This is a genomic window from Lactococcus ileimucosae (assembly GCF_943193185.1).
Classification (GTDB): domain Bacteria; phylum Bacillota; class Bacilli; order Lactobacillales; family Streptococcaceae; genus Lactococcus; species Lactococcus ileimucosae.
Genome location: NZ_CALPDE010000019.1, coordinates 12,713 through 32,282 on the forward strand (window position 1 = coordinate 12,713; position 19,570 = coordinate 32,282).

Below are 19,570 nucleotides of genomic sequence, written 5' to 3' on the forward strand. Positions count from 1 at the left end.
GTGTCTGAGCCTTTTATTTGATATCCTTATGTGACATGAAGAACAAGAGAGTTTGAAGCTCTTTGGTTAAGTCAATGGATTGTACCACGACATCATCTGGTACATGTAGGCGTAAAGGTGAGAAGTTAAGAATGCCTTTGATTCCAGATTCTACCAAAATATCTGCAACTTCTTGAGCATTTTCTTTATTTACGGAAATAATTGCTGTTTTGATTTTTGAGTTTTTGATATTCTTTGAGAAATCTGCAATATCATAGATGGGAACGCCTGTAGCACTCGTTGTACCCACGAGTGGATTTTCTGGTACATCATAGGCTTGGGTAACACGCATCTTGTTGCGATTTTGGAATTGATAGTTAATCAAGGCTCGTCCAAGATTACCGACTCCTACAAGGGCAATATGCGTTTCCCGATCTTGTCCAAGCAGTTCTCCAAAAAAGTCACGCAAAGCACGTGTTTCATAGCCGTAGCCGCGTCGCCCCAGCTCACCAAAGAGTGAAAAATCTCGACGAATCGTTGCTGCATCCACGCCAATTTTTTCAGAAATAAGCTGTGAGTTTGTGCGTGTCACTTGTTCATCAACTAAAAGTTTGAACAAACGATAGTATTGAGGCAAACGTTTTGCAGTTGCCTTAGGTAGTTGTTTATTAACTTGGGAGCCAGCCATGTTATCTCCTTTACATAGTCTTTGTGAATATTTTACTTTTTTTAGGATAAATTGTCAAACAATTCTTTCTGGATTCTGTAAATTATTTTATACTTCCCTTTTTATTCGTGTTTGTCGTATAGAAGAAAAGGAAGAAAACAATGAAATGTGATAAAATAATAGCATGACCTACTATGAAAACTATATGGCTGGACACATCATACTTCCCCATGCTATGTTGGAGCATTTTGCTCAACTTTTTCCTTCAGCGGGGGACTTTTTGGTTTGGCTTTACCTGTATGAAAATCGTGACAGTGCCCCCAGTGAAATTGCTACAAAGATAGGAAAGAAACTTTCAGATGTGAACCACAGCATTGATAAACTGCAAGACTTTGGTTCTTTGAAAGTTACTTTATTGGAAATTGCAGGGGATGTGGAAACGATTTTTGATGTTACTCCTGCACTTAAAAAACTGGACCAATTGGAAGGGTTAACACCTAAAAGTCAGGCAGAAGATACTGCTAATACACAAAGCAAGGGGCAACTTCAAGATTTGGTTAATATTTTTGAAGCAGAGATGGGGATGATTACGCCAATGCAAAGTGAAGAACTACGCAGTTTGCTTTTTGAAGATAACTATGATGCAGAGTTGATTAAACTTGCTCTTCGAGAAGCAGTCATTAATCGAAAGGTTTCCTTCAACTATATCAAGGCGATTTTGCGAAACTGGCGTAATGAAGGCTTAATGAGCACACAAGCTGTTGAACAGCGTAAGGAAGAACGTGCAGAAGCAACGCAAAATCACAAAAATACTGATTTCTATATCCCTATGGATGGACCCTGGAACGGAAAGTAATATGCTAAGTAAGAAAAGATTTTTAGAAGCTTTAGATATCATTGTAAACATGTTTCCGGAAGCACACGGAGAGCTGGAGTGGGAAACACCTTTTCAACTTTTGATTGCAACCATCTTATCGGCACAAGCCACAGATAAGGGAGTAAACAAGGCGACACCAGGGCTTTTTGCCAAATACCCTGATCCAGAAAGCTTGGCACAGGCAGATGTCGCAGACGTTGAACAATGTATCCGAACAATTGGACTTTACAAAACAAAAGCAAAAAATATTATAAAGACTTCTCAAATGCTGGTAGAAAACTTTAATAGCGAACTGCCAAGAGATAAAAAATTATTGCAAACCTTGCCTGGTGTGGGGCGGAAAACAGCAAACGTTGTTCTGGGGGAAACTTACGGTATACCTGGAATTGCTGTTGATACTCATGTAGAACGGATTTCAAAACGTTTAGATATCGTGCCACAAAAAGCCTCTGTCTTGGAAGTTGAAGAAAAGTTGATGAAGCTCATTCCTGAGGAACGCTGGGTGGAGAGTCATCATCATCTCATCTTTTTTGGCCGTTATCACTGTACGGCGCGCGCACCAAAGTGTGAGGAATGTCCTGTTCTTGAATACTGTAAATTTGGAAAGAGAAACTTGAATGGCTGAAGTAAAACTCTCAAAACGTCTACAAGCTGTTGCTGATCTTGTTAAATCGGACAGCCGACTTCTGGATGTAGGCAGTGATCATGCTTATCTCCCAACCTACTTGGTTCAGCAAGAAAAGATTGACTTTGCAATTGCGGGTGAAGTGGTTAAAGGTCCCTATCAGATTGCTAAAAATCACGTGGCTGAGCAGAACTTGCAAGATAAGATAGAAGTCAGATTAGCAAATGGTTTGGCTGCTTTTGAAGAAGGAGATAATATCTCAAGCATTGTGATTGCGGGTATGGGTGGACTTTTAATTTCGGAAATCCTCGAAGCAGGTAAAGAAAAATTGAGTCAAGTTGAGCAGCTTATCTTGCAACCCAATAATCATGAAGAAAGTCTCCGTTCGTGGCTTGTCGCGCATGATTTTGTAATTTCGTCAGAAAAGATTCTTCTTGAAGCAGGAAAAATCTACGAAATTATTGTGGCAGAGCATGGCACATCGGAGTTGAATGAAACAGAGCTTGAGTTTGGCCCTTACTTGTCGCAAGAAAAATCAGAAGTCTTCCGTAAAAAATGGAATAAAGAACTCAGTACTTTGAATAAAATACTTGATCGACTTCCTGAAAAGCATGAGAAACGTGCCGCAGTTCACGCTAAAAAAGAAAAGATAGAAGGAGTCCTACAATGAAAATCAAAGATTTCATGGCCTTGTACGAAGAGTTTTGCCCGAAAAATCTAGCAGTCGAAGGCGATCCTGTAGGTTTACAGATTGGTTCACTTGATGCTCCGGTAAAAAAAGTTTTAGTTACTTTGGATATTCGAGAACAAACTGTTTTGGAAGCTATTGAAAAAGACGTGGATTTGATTTTAGCGAAACATCCTGTCATTTTCCGTCCCTTAGCGAATTTGACAGATGCAGATAGTCAGGAAAAAATCATCCTGGACTTGGCAAAAGCCGGTATTGCTGTTTACACAAGCCATACCAATATTGATGTTGTTGACGGTGGACTAAATGATTGGTTCTGTGAACTTTTAGAGATTAAGGATACAGAAATTTTATGCGAAGAAGGTTTAGGCCGCGTAGGTAATATTGAGCCGATGAGCTTGGCGGACTTTTCAGAGAAAATGAAAAAAACCTTTGCTTTGGACCACTTGCGTTTAGTGACTTATGACCGCTCTTTAAGTCAGATGATTAAGCGTGTCGCTATTTGTGGTGGAAGCGGTGGTAAATTTTGGACAGATGCTCAGGCTAAAGGCGCGGATCTTTACATCACAGGTGACATCTATTACCATGTTGGGCATGACCAACTTTCGCAAGGCCTTATCGGACTTGATCCTGGACATTACTTGGAACACCTCTTTGTTCCAAAAGTTGCTGAAAAGTTAGCCAGCTTTGCCACAGGTGTTGAAATAATAGAAAGTAAAGCGAATACAAATCCTTTCTTTGATATTTAGAAAGTTGACAAAAAACTTACTGTAAGCAATCCCCGTGAAGAGGTTTAAGGTGCTTATCATTTAAACATCATTGGACTTTATCAAGCGGGTATGCTATCATAAAATCATGAGAAAATTCCAGAAAAATGAAATTATCCAAGGAAAAGTCGTTGATTTGACACACGAAGGGCAAGGAGTTATCAAAGTAGATAACTTCCCTTTTTTTGTTGAAAATGCTTTGCCTGCTGAAGAGATAAAAATGAAGGTTCTAAAAGTCGGGAAAAATTTTGGCTTTGGAAAGGTAGAAGAATGGCTCAGCCAATCTCCAGATCGTGTGCAGGATGTGAATGTGACCTATTTGCGCACAGGAATCGCTGACTTTGGTCATATGGCTTATCCTGCGCAGCTTCATTTTAAACGTCAACAAGTTGTCGATGTGCTTCGTAAAAACGCACACAAGCCAGATTTCCCTGTCCTCGAAACCTTAGGTGCCGAACAAGAAACTCAATATCGAAATAAAGCCCAAGTACCTGTTCGTAGCGTGAATGGACGGACAGAAACAGGCTTTTTCCGTAAGAACTCTCACGATTTAGTGCCAATTCATGATTTTTACATCCAGAGTCCTGAAATTGATGATTTGGTCAATCAAGTGCGTGAAAGTTTAATACGGCTTAACATTCAACCCTATGATGAGAAAGCAAAGCGAGGTATTGTACGTAATATCGTGATTCGTCGAGGTTTCCATAGCGGTCAAATCATGCTCATCTTGGTTGTGACCGAGGCTCAATTTGCTGGGCTTTCTGAACTTATTACCGAATACAGTGATAAGGTTGACTCCTTCCAGCTTAGCATTAACAAGTCGACAGGAAATGCTATTTTTGGTTCGGAGTTCAAACTTCTTTCAGGAAAAGACTACATCACGGACAGCATGATGGGTAGGGAATTTCAAATCTCAGCACGCGCTTTCTATCAGGTCAATACAGCACAAGCAGAGAAGCTTTATCAGTTGGCCTATGATTTCGCAGATTTGAAAGCAGATGATGTCGTCATTGATGCGTATTCTGGTATCGGCACCATTGGACTTGGAATGGCGGACAAAGTCGCACAAGTCTACGGTATGGAAATCATACCGGAAGCTGTTGAAAATGCTAAGGTCAATGCAGCTCTTAATGGTATCACAAATGCGCATTATGAAGTAGGACCTGCAGAAGAAGTGATGCCCCGATGGTTGCAAGAGGGGATTCAACCTGATCTTATCTTTGTTGATCCACCACGTAAGGGGTTAGATGAAAGCTTTATCAAAGCGGCAACAGCAACACAAGCACGCACTATCATCTATATTTCATGCAATCCAGCGACATTTGCACGTGATGTCGTGCGCTTTGAAGAAGAAGACTATCTTTTGGAAAAAGTGCAGCCGGTTGATCTCTTTCCGCAGACGAAGCATGTTGAATGTGTAGGTGTGCTGACGAGGAAGAAGTAAAGGTGTGGCTGTAAAAGGCTTGATATCAAAGTTTGAGCCAAAGGTCTTGGAATAACTTTAGAGAAGCTAAAAAAGAGAAGAAAACTACTGAAAAAACATTGAGACATGTTATAATACCAGTATATTAAGCGATTTGATGTTGTTTAAAAAACATAAAATAACATCAAAAAATTTTCACTACTAATTAAAAATAGATTGCAAATTTAATCAAATTTTCGTCTTCTGAATAATAACCTCAAAAAAAAAGACACACACACTATTGACAATTTTATTGGAATATGTTATCATTGCTCTTAAATTGAAACGGTTTTTTTACTGGATTCGTTACTGTTCGGCAGGCAAGACCAGAATAAGTGCAAATAGTTTTTTACTACTTGTCCTTATTCTGGTTTTTATTTTTTAAAGAAACTGTAAAGAAATGAAAGGAGTGTGCTTCTTGATTAAATGCATCAAAAAGGGAAAGCTAAGCAATATGTTTTAAAATGTTCTGATTTGATTCAGGTTTGGAGGTGAGATCTTGATTGTAGAAAAGAGGATCAACAATAATGTAGCATTAGCGAGAAAAAATGGACAACAATTGATTGTAATGGGAAAAGGTGTTGGTTTTGGGAAACATTCAGGTGATCAGATTGTGGAGGATCAGGTGGAAAAGACTTTTTATTCTGAAGGTAGCTTAAATCTAGAACAAATGGCATCATTAATCACGGATGCTAGTGGAGCAGATATCGAAGTAGTAGATGGAATCATTCGTTATGGGCAGGTTCAAATTAAGGAAAGTTTGAATCCGAATATCTTCTTTACGTTACTTGATCATATTTGTTTTTCACTACAACGCTATGAAAAACAAATGGATATTTCTAATCCGCTTGACTGGGAAATTAAAAAGTTTTATCCTATTGAACATGGGATTGGAAAATTTGCGGTTACGTTAATACGTGAACAGTTAAAAGTGAATATTTCTGATGCGGAAGCCTCTTTCATTGCACTCCATTTTGTTAATGCACAAATTGAGTCTTCGGCACATCATGAGGGCGTTCAAATGGTTGAGATGACCAATGATATTTTGCAACTTGTTAGATACCAGTTAAACTGTGATTATGATGAAGATTCTTGGTATTTTCAACGTTTTATTACGCATCTCCGCTATTATCTAATGCGTCAAAAAAATGGTGTCATACAAGAAAATGGGGACCAAAATGAGTTGGTTGACATGGTATTCTCTCGCTTCAATAAAGAAAAGAATTGTGTCAATTTGATTGACTATTATTTACAAGAAAAACAAGGCTGGCACACATCGAATATTGAAAAAATGTATTTGATTTTACATCTTCGCAATTTAGTTGAAAAAAAGAACAGATCATAAAGGATTCGTTACAGTTAGGCTGGCAAGACCTTGATCACTTGGCAATAAAATGGGAACTTGATAGGTGAGTTTCACTATTTTTTCAGATGCCAGTGATGCAAGGTTTTTTTACTTGAAAGAGGAGTGATTTTAATGAATAAAAAAGAATTAGCAACAAAGATTGTGAAACTCGTGGGTGGGGTTCAAAATATTAAATCTTTAACCCATTGTATAACGCGCTTGCGTTTTGTGTTAAAAGATGACCGCATGGCGAAAACAAAGGAAATAGAGCAGTTAGATGTGGTAGGTGTTCAAATTCAAGGTGGGCAGTATCAAGTGATTATTGGAAATGGGGTTACAAAGGTTTTTCGTGAGATAATGGAGCAGTATCCATCATTAGATTTAGTTGATTCAGGAATTGACCATGATGGGGAGAAAAAATTTAGTTTTAATACTGCCATTGGCACATTATCTAGTATTTTAGTTGCTGCATTGCCACCTATTGTTGCTGGTGGTATGATTCAAGGGTTGAGTTTCTTTGCAAGGGAGAAAGGATGGCTTGATCCAGAAAGTACGTTAAATTTAGTTTTAACGATTACTGGTAATGCCATGTTCTTCTTCTTACCATTTTTAATTGCAGTTTCAGCGGCTCGTAAGTTCAAAACCAATGAGTACATGGCACTTGCTCTTGCTGGTATTATCATGCACCCTGATCTAATGAGAATGGTAGGAGAAAATGATCCTTTGACTGCATTTGGATTTTTACCATTGCCACTTATTGATTATTCATCTTCTATTTTGCCGATTTTGCTAGGTGTTTGGATTTTAAAGTATGTGTGGAATTGGATAGAAAAATGGATGCCTGATTTAATCAGTACGGTTTTTACCCCCTTACTTACTATTTTAATTATGGCACCAGTCATGCTGATTGGTGTAGCCCCAGTTGGTTTTTATATCGGTGATTATTTAGCTATTGGTATTCAATGGCTTATTGATCAGGCACCTTGGTTGGCCGGTTTTGTGATTGGTTCAACACGACCCTTTCTTGTTATTGTTGGGATGCATCATGCTATTCGCCCAATTCAGCTTCAGCAAATTGCCACTTTTGGTTATACCACTATTACGCCTGCGAACTTTTTAAGTACGATGGCAACTGCAACCGCAACCTTTTCAACTTATTTTTTAGTCAAGGATAGAAAACAGAAGCAAATTGTATTATCATCAGCTTTTTCAGGTTTCTTAGGGATTACAGAGCCTGCTCTTTATGGCGTGTTAACGAAGTATAAAGCAACGATGGTCGGAACCTTAATCGGTGGTGGACTTGGTGGTATGATTGCAACAATGATGGGGGCAAGAGCGTATTCTGGTGGGATGCCAAGTATTTTAACCATTCCAATTTTTATGGGGAGCGGTCCTGCGAGCATTTTAGTTGGTCTGGGTGTGACGGTTGTGTCAAGTTTTCTGATTACTTATCTGCTTGGGAAGACAATTTTTAAGGCAGAAGGAATTGAAATAACAGATGATAAGGAAGAAAAGGAGCCTGTTAGTCAGATTAAGTCAAGTGTTGTTTATAGCCCAGCTGCAGGGAAGGTGGTTGAGTTAAGTCAAGTGAGCGATCATATATTTGCTGAGAAAATGTTAGGTGAAGGGATTGCGATTGATGCACCTAATGGAGAAGTCGTGTCGCCAGTGACTGGGGTTATTACGACAGTTTTTAAGACAAAGCATGCCATTGGGATTACGGATGAGAATGGTGTTGAAGTTTTGATACATATTGGAATTGATACAGTGAAATTAGAGGGAAAGTATTTTGAAGTTTTCTGTACAGAAGGCCAAACTATCAAGACGGGTGATTTGCTTGTGAAATTTGATGGTGAAAAAATTAAGTTAGCTGGCTATGAGTCAAGTGTGATTGTTGTGGTGACGAATACAAATGACTTTGTGTCAGTTTTGCCTGAGAAAACAAGGGGTCAAGTGAACTTAGGAGAAAAAATGCTGACGGTAATTGCTTAATGGAGGTCGGTTTATATGAAAAAATTTGAACAAACATTCCCTGAAAATTTCTTGTGGGGTGGTGCGATTGCCGCTTGTCAATCAGAAGGGGCATTTGATTTAGATGGCAAAGGATTAACCGTTGCGGATATTGCAGTCAAACATGATAAAACTGTTCCGAGGTCAGTGCGTAAGTTAATAACAGCTGAGCGGCTTGAGAAAGTGTTACAGGAAACGGATGATAGAAAATTTCCTAAGCGTTATGGCATTGATTTTTATCATCGATTTAAAGAAGATATTGCATGGTGTGCTGAGATGGGATTTAAGGTGTTTCGTTTTTCAATTGCTTGGGGGCGGATATTTCCGAATGGTGATGATGCAAAAGCAAATACGAAAGGTTTAGCATTTTATGATCAAGTTATTGCTGAGGTTATTAAGCATGGCATGGAGCCGTTGATTACAATTAATCATTTTGATATGCCCATGAATTTAGTCACTCAGTACGGCGGTTGGAAGAATCGTCAACTCATTGATTTTTATGTAACTTATGCGAAAACATTGTTTGAGCGATATGGTAAAAAGGTTAACTATTGGATTGCTTTTAACGAAATTAACGGGGCTCGCTTTAATGTCTTTTACTCAACAGGTATTGTAAAAGATGATGAAGCAACTTATCTGCAAGATTGTTATCAAGCTGCGCATCATCAGTTTGTGGCCTCTGCCTTAGCTAAAAAAGCATTAAGTAAAGTTTCAAAGGAAGCGATGTTGGGGTGCATGGTTGCTAAGTTTACGACTTATCCGGCAACTTGTAAGCCTGAAGATGCATTAGAAGCACAAAAAAATGAGCAAATGGACAATTATTATTTTACTGATACGATCATTCGTGGTGAGTATCCACCCTATGCAGCTAGGTTTTGGCATGAAAATGGGATTGAATTACAAGTCTTTGAAGAGGACGAAGCTGTTTTGAAACGTTATCCTGCTGACTTTTTGGCGTTTAGCTACTACATGTCTTCAATTTCTGCAGCTGATAAAGAAAATTTTGAAGAAACCGATGGTAATTTAAAGAATACACTGAAAAATCCGCACTTGAAGGCTTCAGAGTGGGGGTGGCAAATTGATTCAATTGGATTGAGATATACATTAAACGATCTGTATAATCGTTACAGTATTCCATTATTTATTGTAGAAAATGGAATTGGAGCGGAAGATGTGCTAGAAGATGGAAAGATAGACGATGATTACCGCATTGATTACTTGTCTGCTCATATTAAGCAGATAGAAGAAGCCATTAAAGATGGAGTTCAGTTAATAGGGTATACTACATGGTCAGCAATTGATATTGTTTCATCTGGAACATCGGAAATGGCCAAACGATATGGTTTCATTTATGTTGATCAGGATGATTTGGGTCATGGAACATTAAAGCGGATTCCTAAGAAATCATTCCATTGGTATAAAGCAGTCATTGCAGCTAATGGGTTAGGGATAGATTAAAAATTAGTATAAAATTTAACAAATTACTACATTAATTCGATACGTTGATGGGAAACTGAATAGTGATAGAGATGTCCATTGTATGAAGCTTCAGTATAGAGTAGAGGTTTTCCATCTGTATGAACGATGGTTACCCTTTTTAAAAGTGGTGTTCCTAGTGGACTTTCAAGTAGTTGGCTACCCAGTCACTCTTAAAAGTGAGTATAAAGATTCACAATTGTTAATCTCTTCTTCAGTAATCTGTACCATTTTTGGATTGATGTAAGATTGGAAAATAACAATCGGGAGCCCACCAGCTGTCCTTACTCTCGTTAATTCCAAAACCTTTTCAGCATTGGTGAGTTCCAAGCTTTTTGCAATAACACCGCCAGATTATTGTCTTCAATACTTTTTATGAAATCTCTTTTATAAGATAGTCCACCAATTCCACTTCGTTAGAATTTTCAATGATATAATGAATAACATTTTTCTTAGTCATAATTTTATCTATAAAATCTCTATCCATATTTTTCATTAATTCAATCATAGATATTTTACTCATCTTATTAAATTCTTTCACCCGATGAGTTTCTCTGACTTTTCTCTCTGCAACATCTGCAGGGTATCCAATCCCAAATTCTCCATCAAATAATTTTTCTAACGTATACTCTAAATTAAGCTCGCCTAACCAGCCGAATCCTAATCCTAGTGACAAACTAGCCACATTCCCATCATTAATTCTTCCAAATAAATAAGCGTCTTGAGGGTTTTGAATGAAACCCGATAACAATCCAGGTAATGTATTACAGGCCAAATTCATCCCTTGCCCAGAAGAACAGCCAGTAATTACAAAATCAATAGCTTTACTATTTATGAGTAGTGCAGTTAAAAAGGCGATTTCTGTGTATGAATATGACTGTTTCTCGTTGGGATAAACTCCGAAATTAAATACATCATACCCTTTTTTTCCTACAGCTTTTACGACAGCATTATGGAGCAACTCATTCTTACTGACTTGAGTTGTTCCCTGTATAATTCCTATTCTCATCATATCCTCCTAATTCTGAGCTCATTGATGTATAAAAATTACTTTTTCACTTTTGACAGCAGCCCCACCAACTCCACATGTGGTGATAGCTTTCTTCTATACTAATAGACGAAAGGGATTGTAAGTGTAAGTTTGATAGTTATTCTCATGTAAAAAAGCCAAGAGATTAAAGGGATAGTGTCCGGTATCTTCAAGGGCAATGAGAGAGCTTTCGTTGAGTTGTTGGAGTTTCTTGTGTAGATAAGCAAAGCCATCAAGGCTGTTGGGGAAATGTTTATTTTTAATCAGTATTTCACCTTGTTCATCTAATAGGGCAAAGTCATGTTTATGCTTTGCGACATCAATTCTAACGTACAACATCAAGTGTACCTCCAGCAATAAATTTATTTCTGTGGTATACACGCACTTTTTGTCTTGTAACCTTATTGTAGAAAATTGTAGAAAAAACGTCAAGCGCTTGTAGGAAATACTGATCCACAGTCTTAATTAAGTATAAACTTATGTGGCGGATAACCACTAAATATATTATAAGGGGGATTGAAAGTTAAATCCCGTTGATTAGAGGACTGAAAACGGGACGTCACAAATAGACTATTTTACATAAATTAAATTATGCAAAATAGAGAAAGTTCTCGACCAAATTAATAAAAATTATGTTATAATTATAAGAAGAATTTTCACAAAAGAAGGGGAACGTCCCATGGAAAAACAAAACCTCAGAGCCTCTGTTTTTTTCAAATGGTTTATGAATAACAAGGTAGTAACAGTACTACTAGTTGTTTTGCTTTTGTTGCTGAATATTTTATTGCTCAATAAGGTACATTTTATCTTTGCACCGATTGGCGATTTCTTAGCAATCGTTTCATTACCCGTTGTTTTAGCGGCAGTATTTTATTATTTGCTTAACCCAATCGTTGACTACCTAGAGAAGAAGCGTGTGCCGCGTATTGTTAGTATTGTAGTTATTTTCTTGCTGATTGCAGGTTTACTTGTATGGGGACTGGCTTATGCTATTCCTTCCATATCAAACAGTGTTTCTGTTTTTTCTAGGCATGTGCCAAGCTACGTGGAACAAATTCAAGAAGAAGTGAATAAACTCCTGACGAATCAGCATTTTGAGCAGTTCCGTCCACAGATGGATGACTTTATGGATTCTATGGGGAACAATATTGTTGAATGGTCAAAAAATTATTCATCCATAGCCTTTAATTCGATTACGGATGTCATTACGCGTACAGCAAGTGTCTTTATTTCACTTGTTATCTTTCCCTTTGTTCTTTTTTATCTTTTACGAGATGGAAAGAATTTGAATGGTTATATCACGCATCTTTTACCTGTTAATTGGCGTAAAGATACATCTAAGATTTTGACTGAAATGAACGGTCAGTTGGCTAACTATGTTCGTGGGCAGGTTATTGTTGCTTTGGCGGTAGCTTTGATGCTGGCGATTGGGTTACCAATCATTGGTTTGCGTTATGGAATTACTCTTGCAATTCTCTCAGGGATTTTTAATCTGATTCCTTTCTTAGGCTTCTACTTGGCAATTATCCCTGCCATGATTATTGGGTTAGCTACTGGTGGTCCAATGATGTTGCTCAAGGTTTTAATCGTATATATCATTGAACAAACGATCGAAGGCCGTTTTGTTTCTCCATTGGTTTTAGGAAAACAGTTAAGTATTCACCCCGTTACAGTTCTTTTTGTTCTTCTAACTGCTGGTAAAGTCTTTGGTCTATGGGGAGTACTTTTGGGAGTTCCATTCTATGCGGCAGCTAAGGTTATCATCAGCCACTTTTATGATTGGTATCGTGAGATTTCAGAACTTTACCATCCCGGTGGTTTAGGAAAAACGGTTGAAATTCAAGAAACAGAGGAAAACTAATGTCTTATTCAGAAGATACAATTGACTTCCTGCACAAAGGTGATTTGATTGGAATGCACAATGCTTTAAGTCATGCACTCAAGTATGATGATGAAGAAATGCTCGCTGATTTAGCAGAGTATTTACAAATGATGGGATTTATTGATGAGAGCCATCAAGTGTATGACAAGATTTTAGCTGACAATCCTAGCAGTACCGATTATTTGATTAATTTAGCTGAAATTGCTGAGGATGATGGGCAGATTGATGAAGCGTTGAACTATCTTTATCAGATTCCTTTAGAAGATGAAAATTATGTTGCTGCTTTGATTAAAATTGCTGACTTGTACCAGCTTGAAGGTGACTTTGAGACAGCTATCAGCAAGCTTGAAGAAGCCCGTGAATTATCAGATTCTCCATTAATTACATTCGCTCTGGCGGAAAGCTATTATGAACAAGGTGCTTATCAAGAGGCAATTCAAAATTATGCCAAACTTTCTGTCCGTGAAATCTTGAAGCAGACTAAGATTTCAACCTATCAACGGATTGGAGAATCTTATGCGCAGCTTGGGAGTTTTGAAAATGCTCTGTCTTTTTTGGAAAAATCACTGGAATTTTCTAAAACAGCAGATACTATCTACAAGATTGCCTTGCTTTACAGCGCGCTCGATAATCAAACGCGTGCGATCAGCTACTTTAAACAGCTGGAGGATTATAACACGGATCTTTTAAACTATGAGCTGGCCTACGCTCAAGCTTTGGAGGCTGATCATCAGTTTGAGGAAGCAGCGCGAGTGGCTCAGGAAGGTTTACGTAAAAATCCAAACTCAGCTTTACTTTTGCATTTTCTATCTAAACTGGCTTACAGTCAAAAAGATCAAGCAGCAGCAGAACGTTATTTGATGGATGCTTTGAATGTTGCGGAACTTCATGATGAAACCGTCTTTCTGCTAGCCAACCTTTATTTCAATGCGGGTGATTTTGAAGCAGTGATTCATCTTGAAAAGCTTTTGGAAGAAGAACATTTACTGGCACAGTGGCTTTTTGCTCAAGCCAATAAGGAGTTGGAAAACGATAAACAGGCAGAGGTACTTTACACAGAGCTTCTTTCAACTGGGCTCCGAGAGAATCCTGAGTTTTTGAAGGACTATGTTGACTTTCTCCTACAACTGGGGCAAAATGATAAAGCACAGACTTATATTAAACAATATCTGGAACTTGTCCCAGAAGATGAAGAAATGAGAGGACTATTGTTCGAGTAATCGCACAATAGTTTTTTATACAAAACTACATGGTTAACTTTTGCAATTTTTCATTGAAGGGAATGTAAACGCTTTACAATCCGACAGCTTGTTAAAGCAGACTATATATGTGTTTGACAGGCTTCTATTTTTGTAAATTAAATTTTTTTCTGCTAGAATTAGTCGTGAAGATTGTGAATCTTAAATGAAATGGAGAAGAAATGACTGACAAAAAATTTGGATCAGACTTAGTCGTAGATAGTTTAATCAATCATAATGTAAAATATGTTTTTGGGATTCCAGGAGCTAAAATTGACCGTGTATTTGACCGCTTGGAGCATGACTCTAAAGCACCAAAACTCATTGTGACACGTCACGAACAGGGAGCTGCTTTCATGGCACAAGCTGTGGGGCGGATTACAGGTGAACCAGGTGTAGTTGCTGTAACTTCTGGACCAGGTGTATCAAATTTAGCAACGCCACTCTTGACAGCAACATCTGAAGGTGATGCAATTCTTGCTATTGGAGGGCAAGTAAAACGCAGTGACCGATTGAAACGTGCTCACCAATCTATGGATAATGCACAGATGATGGCACCTGCTTCAAAATATTCTTCCGAAATTTTGGACCCATCAACAATTTCAGAAACAATAGCTAATGCTTATCGCATAGCAAAAGCTGGTCGTGCAGGTTCAAGTTTTTTGTCCATCCCACAAGATGTAATTGACTCAGAAGTATCAGTCAATGCAATCAAGCCATTGTCAGATCCCAAGATGGGGAATGCCTCAATTGATGACATTAACTATTTGGCACAAGCTATAAAAAATGCCATATTGCCTGTTATCCTTGTTGGTGCGGGTGGTTCAGATGAAAAAGTAGCTAAAGCTTTGCGTAACTTACTTTCACACGTCTCTATTCCTGTCGTTGAAACTTTCCAAGGTGCGGGTGTAATTTCGCGTGACCTTGAACACACATTCTTCGGTCGTATCGGACTTTTCCGTAACCAACCTGGAGATATGTTGCTCAAACGTTCAGACTTAGTCATCGCTGTTGGTTATGACCCCATCGAGTATGAAGCACGCAACTGGAATGCTGAAATTGATAGCCGTATCGTCGTTATTGACAATGCAATTGCTGAGATTGATACATACTACCAACCAGAACGGGAGTTGATTGGTGATATCGCTCAAACATTGGAAAATCTTTTACCAGCAGTACGGGGTTACAATCTGCCAGAAGGTTCTGTTGAATACCTTAAAGGTTTACGTGACGTGATTAATCAGCACGAGTTTGACGTCGAAGCAGCTGAAGAAGGACGTTTGCACCCTCTTGACTTGGTAAGTACTTTCCAAGAAGTAGTCAAAGATGATGAGACTGTAACCGTTGATGTTGGTTCACTCTACATCTGGATGGCACGTTACTTCCGTTCTTACGAGCCACGTCACTTGCTTTTCTCGAACGGCATGCAAACACTAGGTATTGCTTTACCATGGGGAATTACAGCTGCTTTGCTTCGTCCAGGACATAAGGTTTATTCTCATTCTGGTGATGGAGGTTTCCTCTTTACAGGTCAAGAGCTTGAAGTTGCGGTTCGCCTTAATTTGCCATTAATTCACATCATCTGGAATGATGGACACTATGATATGGTTAAATTCCAAGAAGAGAAAAAATATGGCCGGGCTGCAGGTGTTAACTTTGGCAGCGTTGACTACGTGAAATATGCGGAAGCTATGGGAGCTACAGGCCATCGTGTACACAATGCAAAAGAACTGAAAGAACTTCTAGAATCTATTCCTAACACAACTGGACCAGTCGTGATTGACGTTCCTATTGATTATTCGGATAATATTAAATTGGCAGACACGCTTTTGCCTGAGGAATTTTATTGATAATGTATAACCAGAATTGTGAAGAAATAAGTGCAGTATAGTTTATATCTATAATCTTCCCTCTTACTAAAGAGGGGGATTTTTTGATGATTTTTCCAAAAATAAAAAGTGTTATTGAAAGCAGATTTAACTGGAACATTAAAATGTTAGAGTAAACTCCTAGATTATCCAATTGAGATAAGCAAGGAATTAAAGGTTGTGATATAATTTACGAGGAAGGAAAGTAGAACTTTTAGAAAAATACATGAATATGAGTATAAAAACAGGGGGCATACTTTTTTGGAAGTAAGTGTACTGTTTTTCCGTCAAGAAAGTACTTCTGTAAAAAAAATAACTCAGTAAAGTAGGCAGAAAATAGCAGAGGAGCAATACTATGGAATCAAATCCTAGAAAATTATTGGACGAATTTATTCCCGAAGCAATGGGAAAACAATTTGTTATACCTGTGTATCAACGTAAGTACACATGGACTGTTAAAAAACAACTTGTACAACTGAAAAAAGATTTGATTAAACTTATTGAAGATGAAAGCAGCCAAAAACAACATTTTTTAGGGACAATTGTGTATCTTGAGAATATTGTTGATTATAAAACTGAACGATCTGTAGTAGATGGACAACAGCGGTTAGTGACGATGTTTTTGATTGCTCATGCAATGAAATCAATTGCCGAAAATGAATACCGTGCACGCGAGATTGATGAAACTTATCTTCAAAATTATTCTGAAAAAATGGGGAGCAGATACAGGCAGCGACTCTATCCATCCGTAGCTGATGGAAATGACTATCTCATCATAGCTGAGGGTAGATATGATGAGATTGATAAGGAAAGCGAGAGTAATATTGTCCGTAACTTTTTGTATTTCCAATCTGAATTAAGAAGCTTAGTTCAGGAGTATACTTTTGATAGAGTTTTATATGCTTTGAAAAGATTTTCTATAGTCTATATTAAGTTGGACGAACGCGACAATGCACAACAGATTTTTGAGAGTATTAATTCAACTGGCGAGAGGTTAACCGCCTCAGATTTAATTCGAAACTTCATTATGATGGATAAATCAAATGAAGAGCAAACAACTTTATATACAACGTATTGGCGGAGATTAGAAGAAGTATTCAATGATTCAAGAGCCATGGAAGATTTTTTCAGATATTATCTCGCAGCAATAACAGGTAAATACTCTGCAAAACATGTTTTGTATCAAGCATTTAAAGACTATTGGTATGAAGAACGTGAAAAATCTAGCGATGCGAAGTTACTGGAAAAACTTGTGAGATACTCTAACTACTTCGCTTCTCTTTATTACAAAAAACCAACAGGTAAATATTCAGAAATACAAAGTGATTTTCAAAGTTTGGAAAGTATGATGCCCGCTCCGTTCGTTTTAGAGCTATCGGAATGGTACTATAAAGATCAGCTGATTACTGAAGAACAATATTTTGAAGTTATCAAAGTATTGAACAATTATCAAATTCGTCGATATTTCAATGGTGATGACACAAGTAGAATATCTAAGGCATTTCCCACCTACATAAAGAACGTACAGAGATACGCTGAAAAGAGTGGCTTTGAACATATTGTTGATATTGTTATCTATGTTTTAGTTACTCGAAATCAATCTAACAATATGGCTGTACCAACAGATAAATCTTTGAAAGCCAATCTTTTAAATGCTAATGCGTATACCATGAGATTAACACGGTGGTTGCTGGAAAAAATAGAAAATAATGACAATTCTGCGACTCTTGATATGAGTAAGCTGTCCATTGAGCATATTATGCCACAGACCAGCACGCATTATTGGGAAGAAAAAGCTGATGCAGCGGGTGAGGATTACACTGGTCTAGTCAATACCATTGGTAATCTAACTCTTGTTAGCAAGCCTGACAATTCTGCTGCGGGAAATAAAGATTTTGAGACCAAGAAGAAAATTTTTGAAGACACTCTTCATATCCGTATGAATAAAAGTTTATATGAAATGACCGAATGGACATCAAAATCAATTACAGATAGAAGTGTAGAATTAATCCATAGACTAATTTCTATGTACCCCTACTTACGGTCAAATGGTAATTACAAGTACGATGCTTCTCGAAACATTTTTCTAGAAGCTCAAGGCATAAAGGCAAGTGGATATTTGCATGAAAATGGGACGGTTACGATATACTCAGGTTCAGAAATATACTCTAAAATAAAAAATATTTCTTCAGATTACCTAGGTGAAACCAGACAAGAATTGTTAAATAATGGCGTTATTGAAGAAGCAATTGGGGGCTTACAATTCGTTCAAGATTATACAACTTCCTCTGTTTCTAAAGCAGCAGCACTACTTCTTGGCGGCAGCAGAAATGGTTGGGAATATTGGAAGGATGAAAACGGGATTATCCTCAATGAGTCGCTCCGAAAGAAAAATAAGATTTAATTTAAAAGTCGGGTTTTGAAAAGAAGATCAAGAACAAGTGGAAAGCAAAGGTGAAGGGCAAGTTACATGTTGTAGCTGCTCTTTTTATTTTGCATTTTTTTAAATAAGCTTTCTTAAAAAAAGAGACAACTTATCAAGCTTTACAAATACAGTTCAAATGTAAATGGTCAAGACTGTATAATTATTATACAAATATATTAACAAGACGGAGTCTGAGAGAATCACACGGATAATAACTTAAAATAATGTTGCGAATTATTCGGTGAAAGCGATGGAAAACTTATCAAGTAGAACTGTTTTTTGTATGAAGCAATAATTTTTTTTACAGCTATAGTGATAAAAGAATTTTTTTGTCGTACAAATAAATGTAAGCGGTATTATTGTTCAAAAAGCTAGAATATTTTTTAAGGAGGATGAGAAATTTGTCAAAAATATTAGTGTATGGTGGTCAAGGAAACGTTAGACTACAAGATTTGATTCGCTTATCCCAATCAGCTGCAGGACGAGACATTCTTGAAAACTTAGAGCTGACTAACAAGCATTCCCATACATATTTCCAAAGCATTTTAAAAAATGAAGTAGTGCTATCCGATAATTATGCCTCAATGCTGGGAACATTTATATATAATTTGTGGCGAACTTCGGAGTATGAACTATCGGATATTACTTGTTTTTCTTCGCATAGTGCAGGAATATTCAATGTACTGATGGCAAGTGATTCAGCCAGTTTTGAAAATATTGTGTCGTTCATTGAAAAACGGGCCGAATTAGTGAACTCCCTGGAATGTAAAGAAGAAATGTGGCTTGTTGCTACAGCTTCTATGGAAAAACTAAGGGACGTTATTGCGGGCATAAGTTTTGTGGAATTAGCTATCACTACCAGCTCCACTACAGGGGTCCTTGCTTTTTCGGAAGAAAACAGGGACAAATTTGTAGATAGAGTAGAATCAGCTGATTTACTGATAAAACTTAAAAAGTTGGGACTAAAAGTTCCTTATCATACAAAGTTTCTTCGAGCAATAAAAGAAGAATATATTCAACTTGTTAAAAATCTTGATATTCAGCAAAACAATGCTTTTAAATATATCTATATGTCTTCTCAGCTTGAAGAAGAAATTATAAACCAGCTGACCCAAGAATTTAAGTGGTACAGAATTTTAAAAGAACTTGTAAAGAAAAATTTATTAATAGAGGACTTATCTCCCAATAGATTTATTCTGAAACAAGTAAAACTACTCAATTAAAGAAAAAA

At 37.5% G+C, this 19,570-nt stretch carries 17 protein-coding genes; 13 read left to right on the forward strand and 4 right to left on the reverse strand.

Annotation, left to right across the window (positions count from 1 at the left end; translation table 11 throughout):
• Positions 1-13 precede the first annotated feature (13 nt).
• Complete coding sequence (locus tag NFR51_RS08490) at positions 14-667, reverse strand: redox-sensing transcriptional repressor Rex (RefSeq protein WP_251713270.1); 654 nt, start codon at positions 665-667, stop codon at positions 14-16.
• Between the two features lie 163 nt (positions 668-830).
• Here NFR51_RS08490 and NFR51_RS08495 point away from each other — a divergent pair, with 163 nt between their 5' ends.
• The 8 genes from NFR51_RS08495 to NFR51_RS08530 all read left to right on the forward strand — a co-directional run bounded on the left by NFR51_RS08495 (position 831) and on the right by NFR51_RS08530 (position 9,878).
• A complete protein-coding gene (locus NFR51_RS08495) occupies positions 831-1,502 on the forward strand; it encodes a DnaD domain-containing protein (RefSeq protein WP_251713271.1) in 672 nt (223 codons plus the stop codon).
• 1 nt (position 1,503) lies between these two features.
• Entirely contained in the window at positions 1,504-2,148 is a 645-nt protein-coding gene (nth, locus tag NFR51_RS08500; protein ID WP_251713272.1) for an endonuclease III, read from the forward strand.
• A complete protein-coding gene (locus NFR51_RS08505; RefSeq protein WP_251713273.1) occupies positions 2,141-2,818 on the forward strand; it encodes a tRNA (adenine(22)-N(1))-methyltransferase in 678 nt (225 codons plus the stop codon). The genes nth and NFR51_RS08505 overlap by 8 nt, the downstream gene beginning before the upstream one ends.
• Positions 2,815-3,585, forward strand: a complete 771-nt coding sequence (locus NFR51_RS08510; protein ID WP_251713274.1) for a Nif3-like dinuclear metal center hexameric protein — start codon at positions 2,815-2,817, stop codon at positions 3,583-3,585. Before NFR51_RS08505 ends, NFR51_RS08510 begins: the two co-directional genes overlap by 4 nt.
• 70 nt (positions 3,586-3,655) lie before the next feature.
• Positions 3,656-5,047, forward strand: coding sequence for a 23S rRNA (uracil(1939)-C(5))-methyltransferase RlmD (rlmD, locus tag NFR51_RS08515; protein ID WP_251713275.1), 1,392 nt, complete (start codon positions 3,656-3,658; stop codon positions 5,045-5,047).
• Positions 5,048-5,564: 517 nt separating this feature from the next.
• Positions 5,565-6,410, forward strand: a complete 846-nt coding sequence (locus tag NFR51_RS08520) for a PRD domain-containing protein (RefSeq protein ID WP_251713276.1) — start codon at positions 5,565-5,567, stop codon at positions 6,408-6,410.
• Positions 6,411-6,542: 132 nt separating this feature from the next.
• Positions 6,543-8,402, forward strand: a complete 1,860-nt coding sequence (locus NFR51_RS08525) for a glucose PTS transporter subunit IIA (protein ID WP_251713277.1) — start codon at positions 6,543-6,545, stop codon at positions 8,400-8,402.
• Positions 8,403-8,417: 15 nt separating this feature from the next.
• Complete coding sequence (locus NFR51_RS08530) at positions 8,418-9,878, forward strand: glycoside hydrolase family 1 protein (RefSeq protein ID WP_251713278.1); 1,461 nt, start codon at positions 8,418-8,420, stop codon at positions 9,876-9,878.
• Between the two features lie 177 nt (positions 9,879-10,055).
• Here NFR51_RS08530 and NFR51_RS10860 read toward each other — a convergent pair whose 3' ends face one another.
• From NFR51_RS10860 to NFR51_RS08540, 3 genes are all read right to left on the reverse strand, one after another.
• Positions 10,056-10,226 (reverse strand): UTRA domain-containing protein, encoded by a 171-nt coding sequence (locus tag NFR51_RS10860; protein ID WP_369127879.1) that lies wholly within the window; start codon positions 10,224-10,226, stop codon positions 10,056-10,058.
• A 43-nt stretch (positions 10,227-10,269) separates the two neighbouring features.
• A complete protein-coding gene (locus NFR51_RS08535; RefSeq protein WP_251713298.1) occupies positions 10,270-10,905 on the reverse strand; it encodes an RpiB/LacA/LacB family sugar-phosphate isomerase in 636 nt (211 codons plus the stop codon).
• Positions 10,906-11,001: 96 nt separating this feature from the next.
• A complete protein-coding gene (locus NFR51_RS08540) occupies positions 11,002-11,265 on the reverse strand; it encodes an IS110 family transposase (protein WP_251713279.1) in 264 nt (87 codons plus the stop codon).
• A gap of 340 nt (positions 11,266-11,605) precedes the next feature.
• Between NFR51_RS08540 and NFR51_RS08545 the strand changes: the two genes are divergently transcribed.
• From NFR51_RS08545 to NFR51_RS08565, 5 genes are all read left to right on the forward strand, one after another.
• Positions 11,606-12,787 (forward strand): AI-2E family transporter, encoded by a 1,182-nt coding sequence (locus tag NFR51_RS08545; RefSeq protein WP_251713280.1) that lies wholly within the window; start codon positions 11,606-11,608, stop codon positions 12,785-12,787.
• Positions 12,787-14,028, forward strand: coding sequence for a tetratricopeptide repeat protein (locus NFR51_RS08550; RefSeq protein WP_251713281.1), 1,242 nt, complete (start codon positions 12,787-12,789; stop codon positions 14,026-14,028). Before NFR51_RS08545 ends, NFR51_RS08550 begins: the two co-directional genes overlap by 1 nt.
• A 200-nt stretch (positions 14,029-14,228) precedes the next feature.
• Positions 14,229-15,896, forward strand: a complete 1,668-nt coding sequence (alsS, locus tag NFR51_RS08555) for an acetolactate synthase AlsS (RefSeq protein ID WP_251713282.1) — start codon at positions 14,229-14,231, stop codon at positions 15,894-15,896.
• A gap of 373 nt (positions 15,897-16,269) precedes the next feature.
• A complete protein-coding gene (locus tag NFR51_RS08560) occupies positions 16,270-18,318 on the forward strand; it encodes a DUF4357 domain-containing protein (RefSeq protein WP_251713283.1) in 2,049 nt (682 codons plus the stop codon).
• Positions 18,319-18,740: 422 nt separating this feature from the next.
• Entirely contained in the window at positions 18,741-19,562 is an 822-nt protein-coding gene (locus tag NFR51_RS08565) for a CylD (RefSeq protein WP_251713284.1), read from the forward strand.
• Positions 19,563-19,570: the final 8 nt, after the last annotated feature.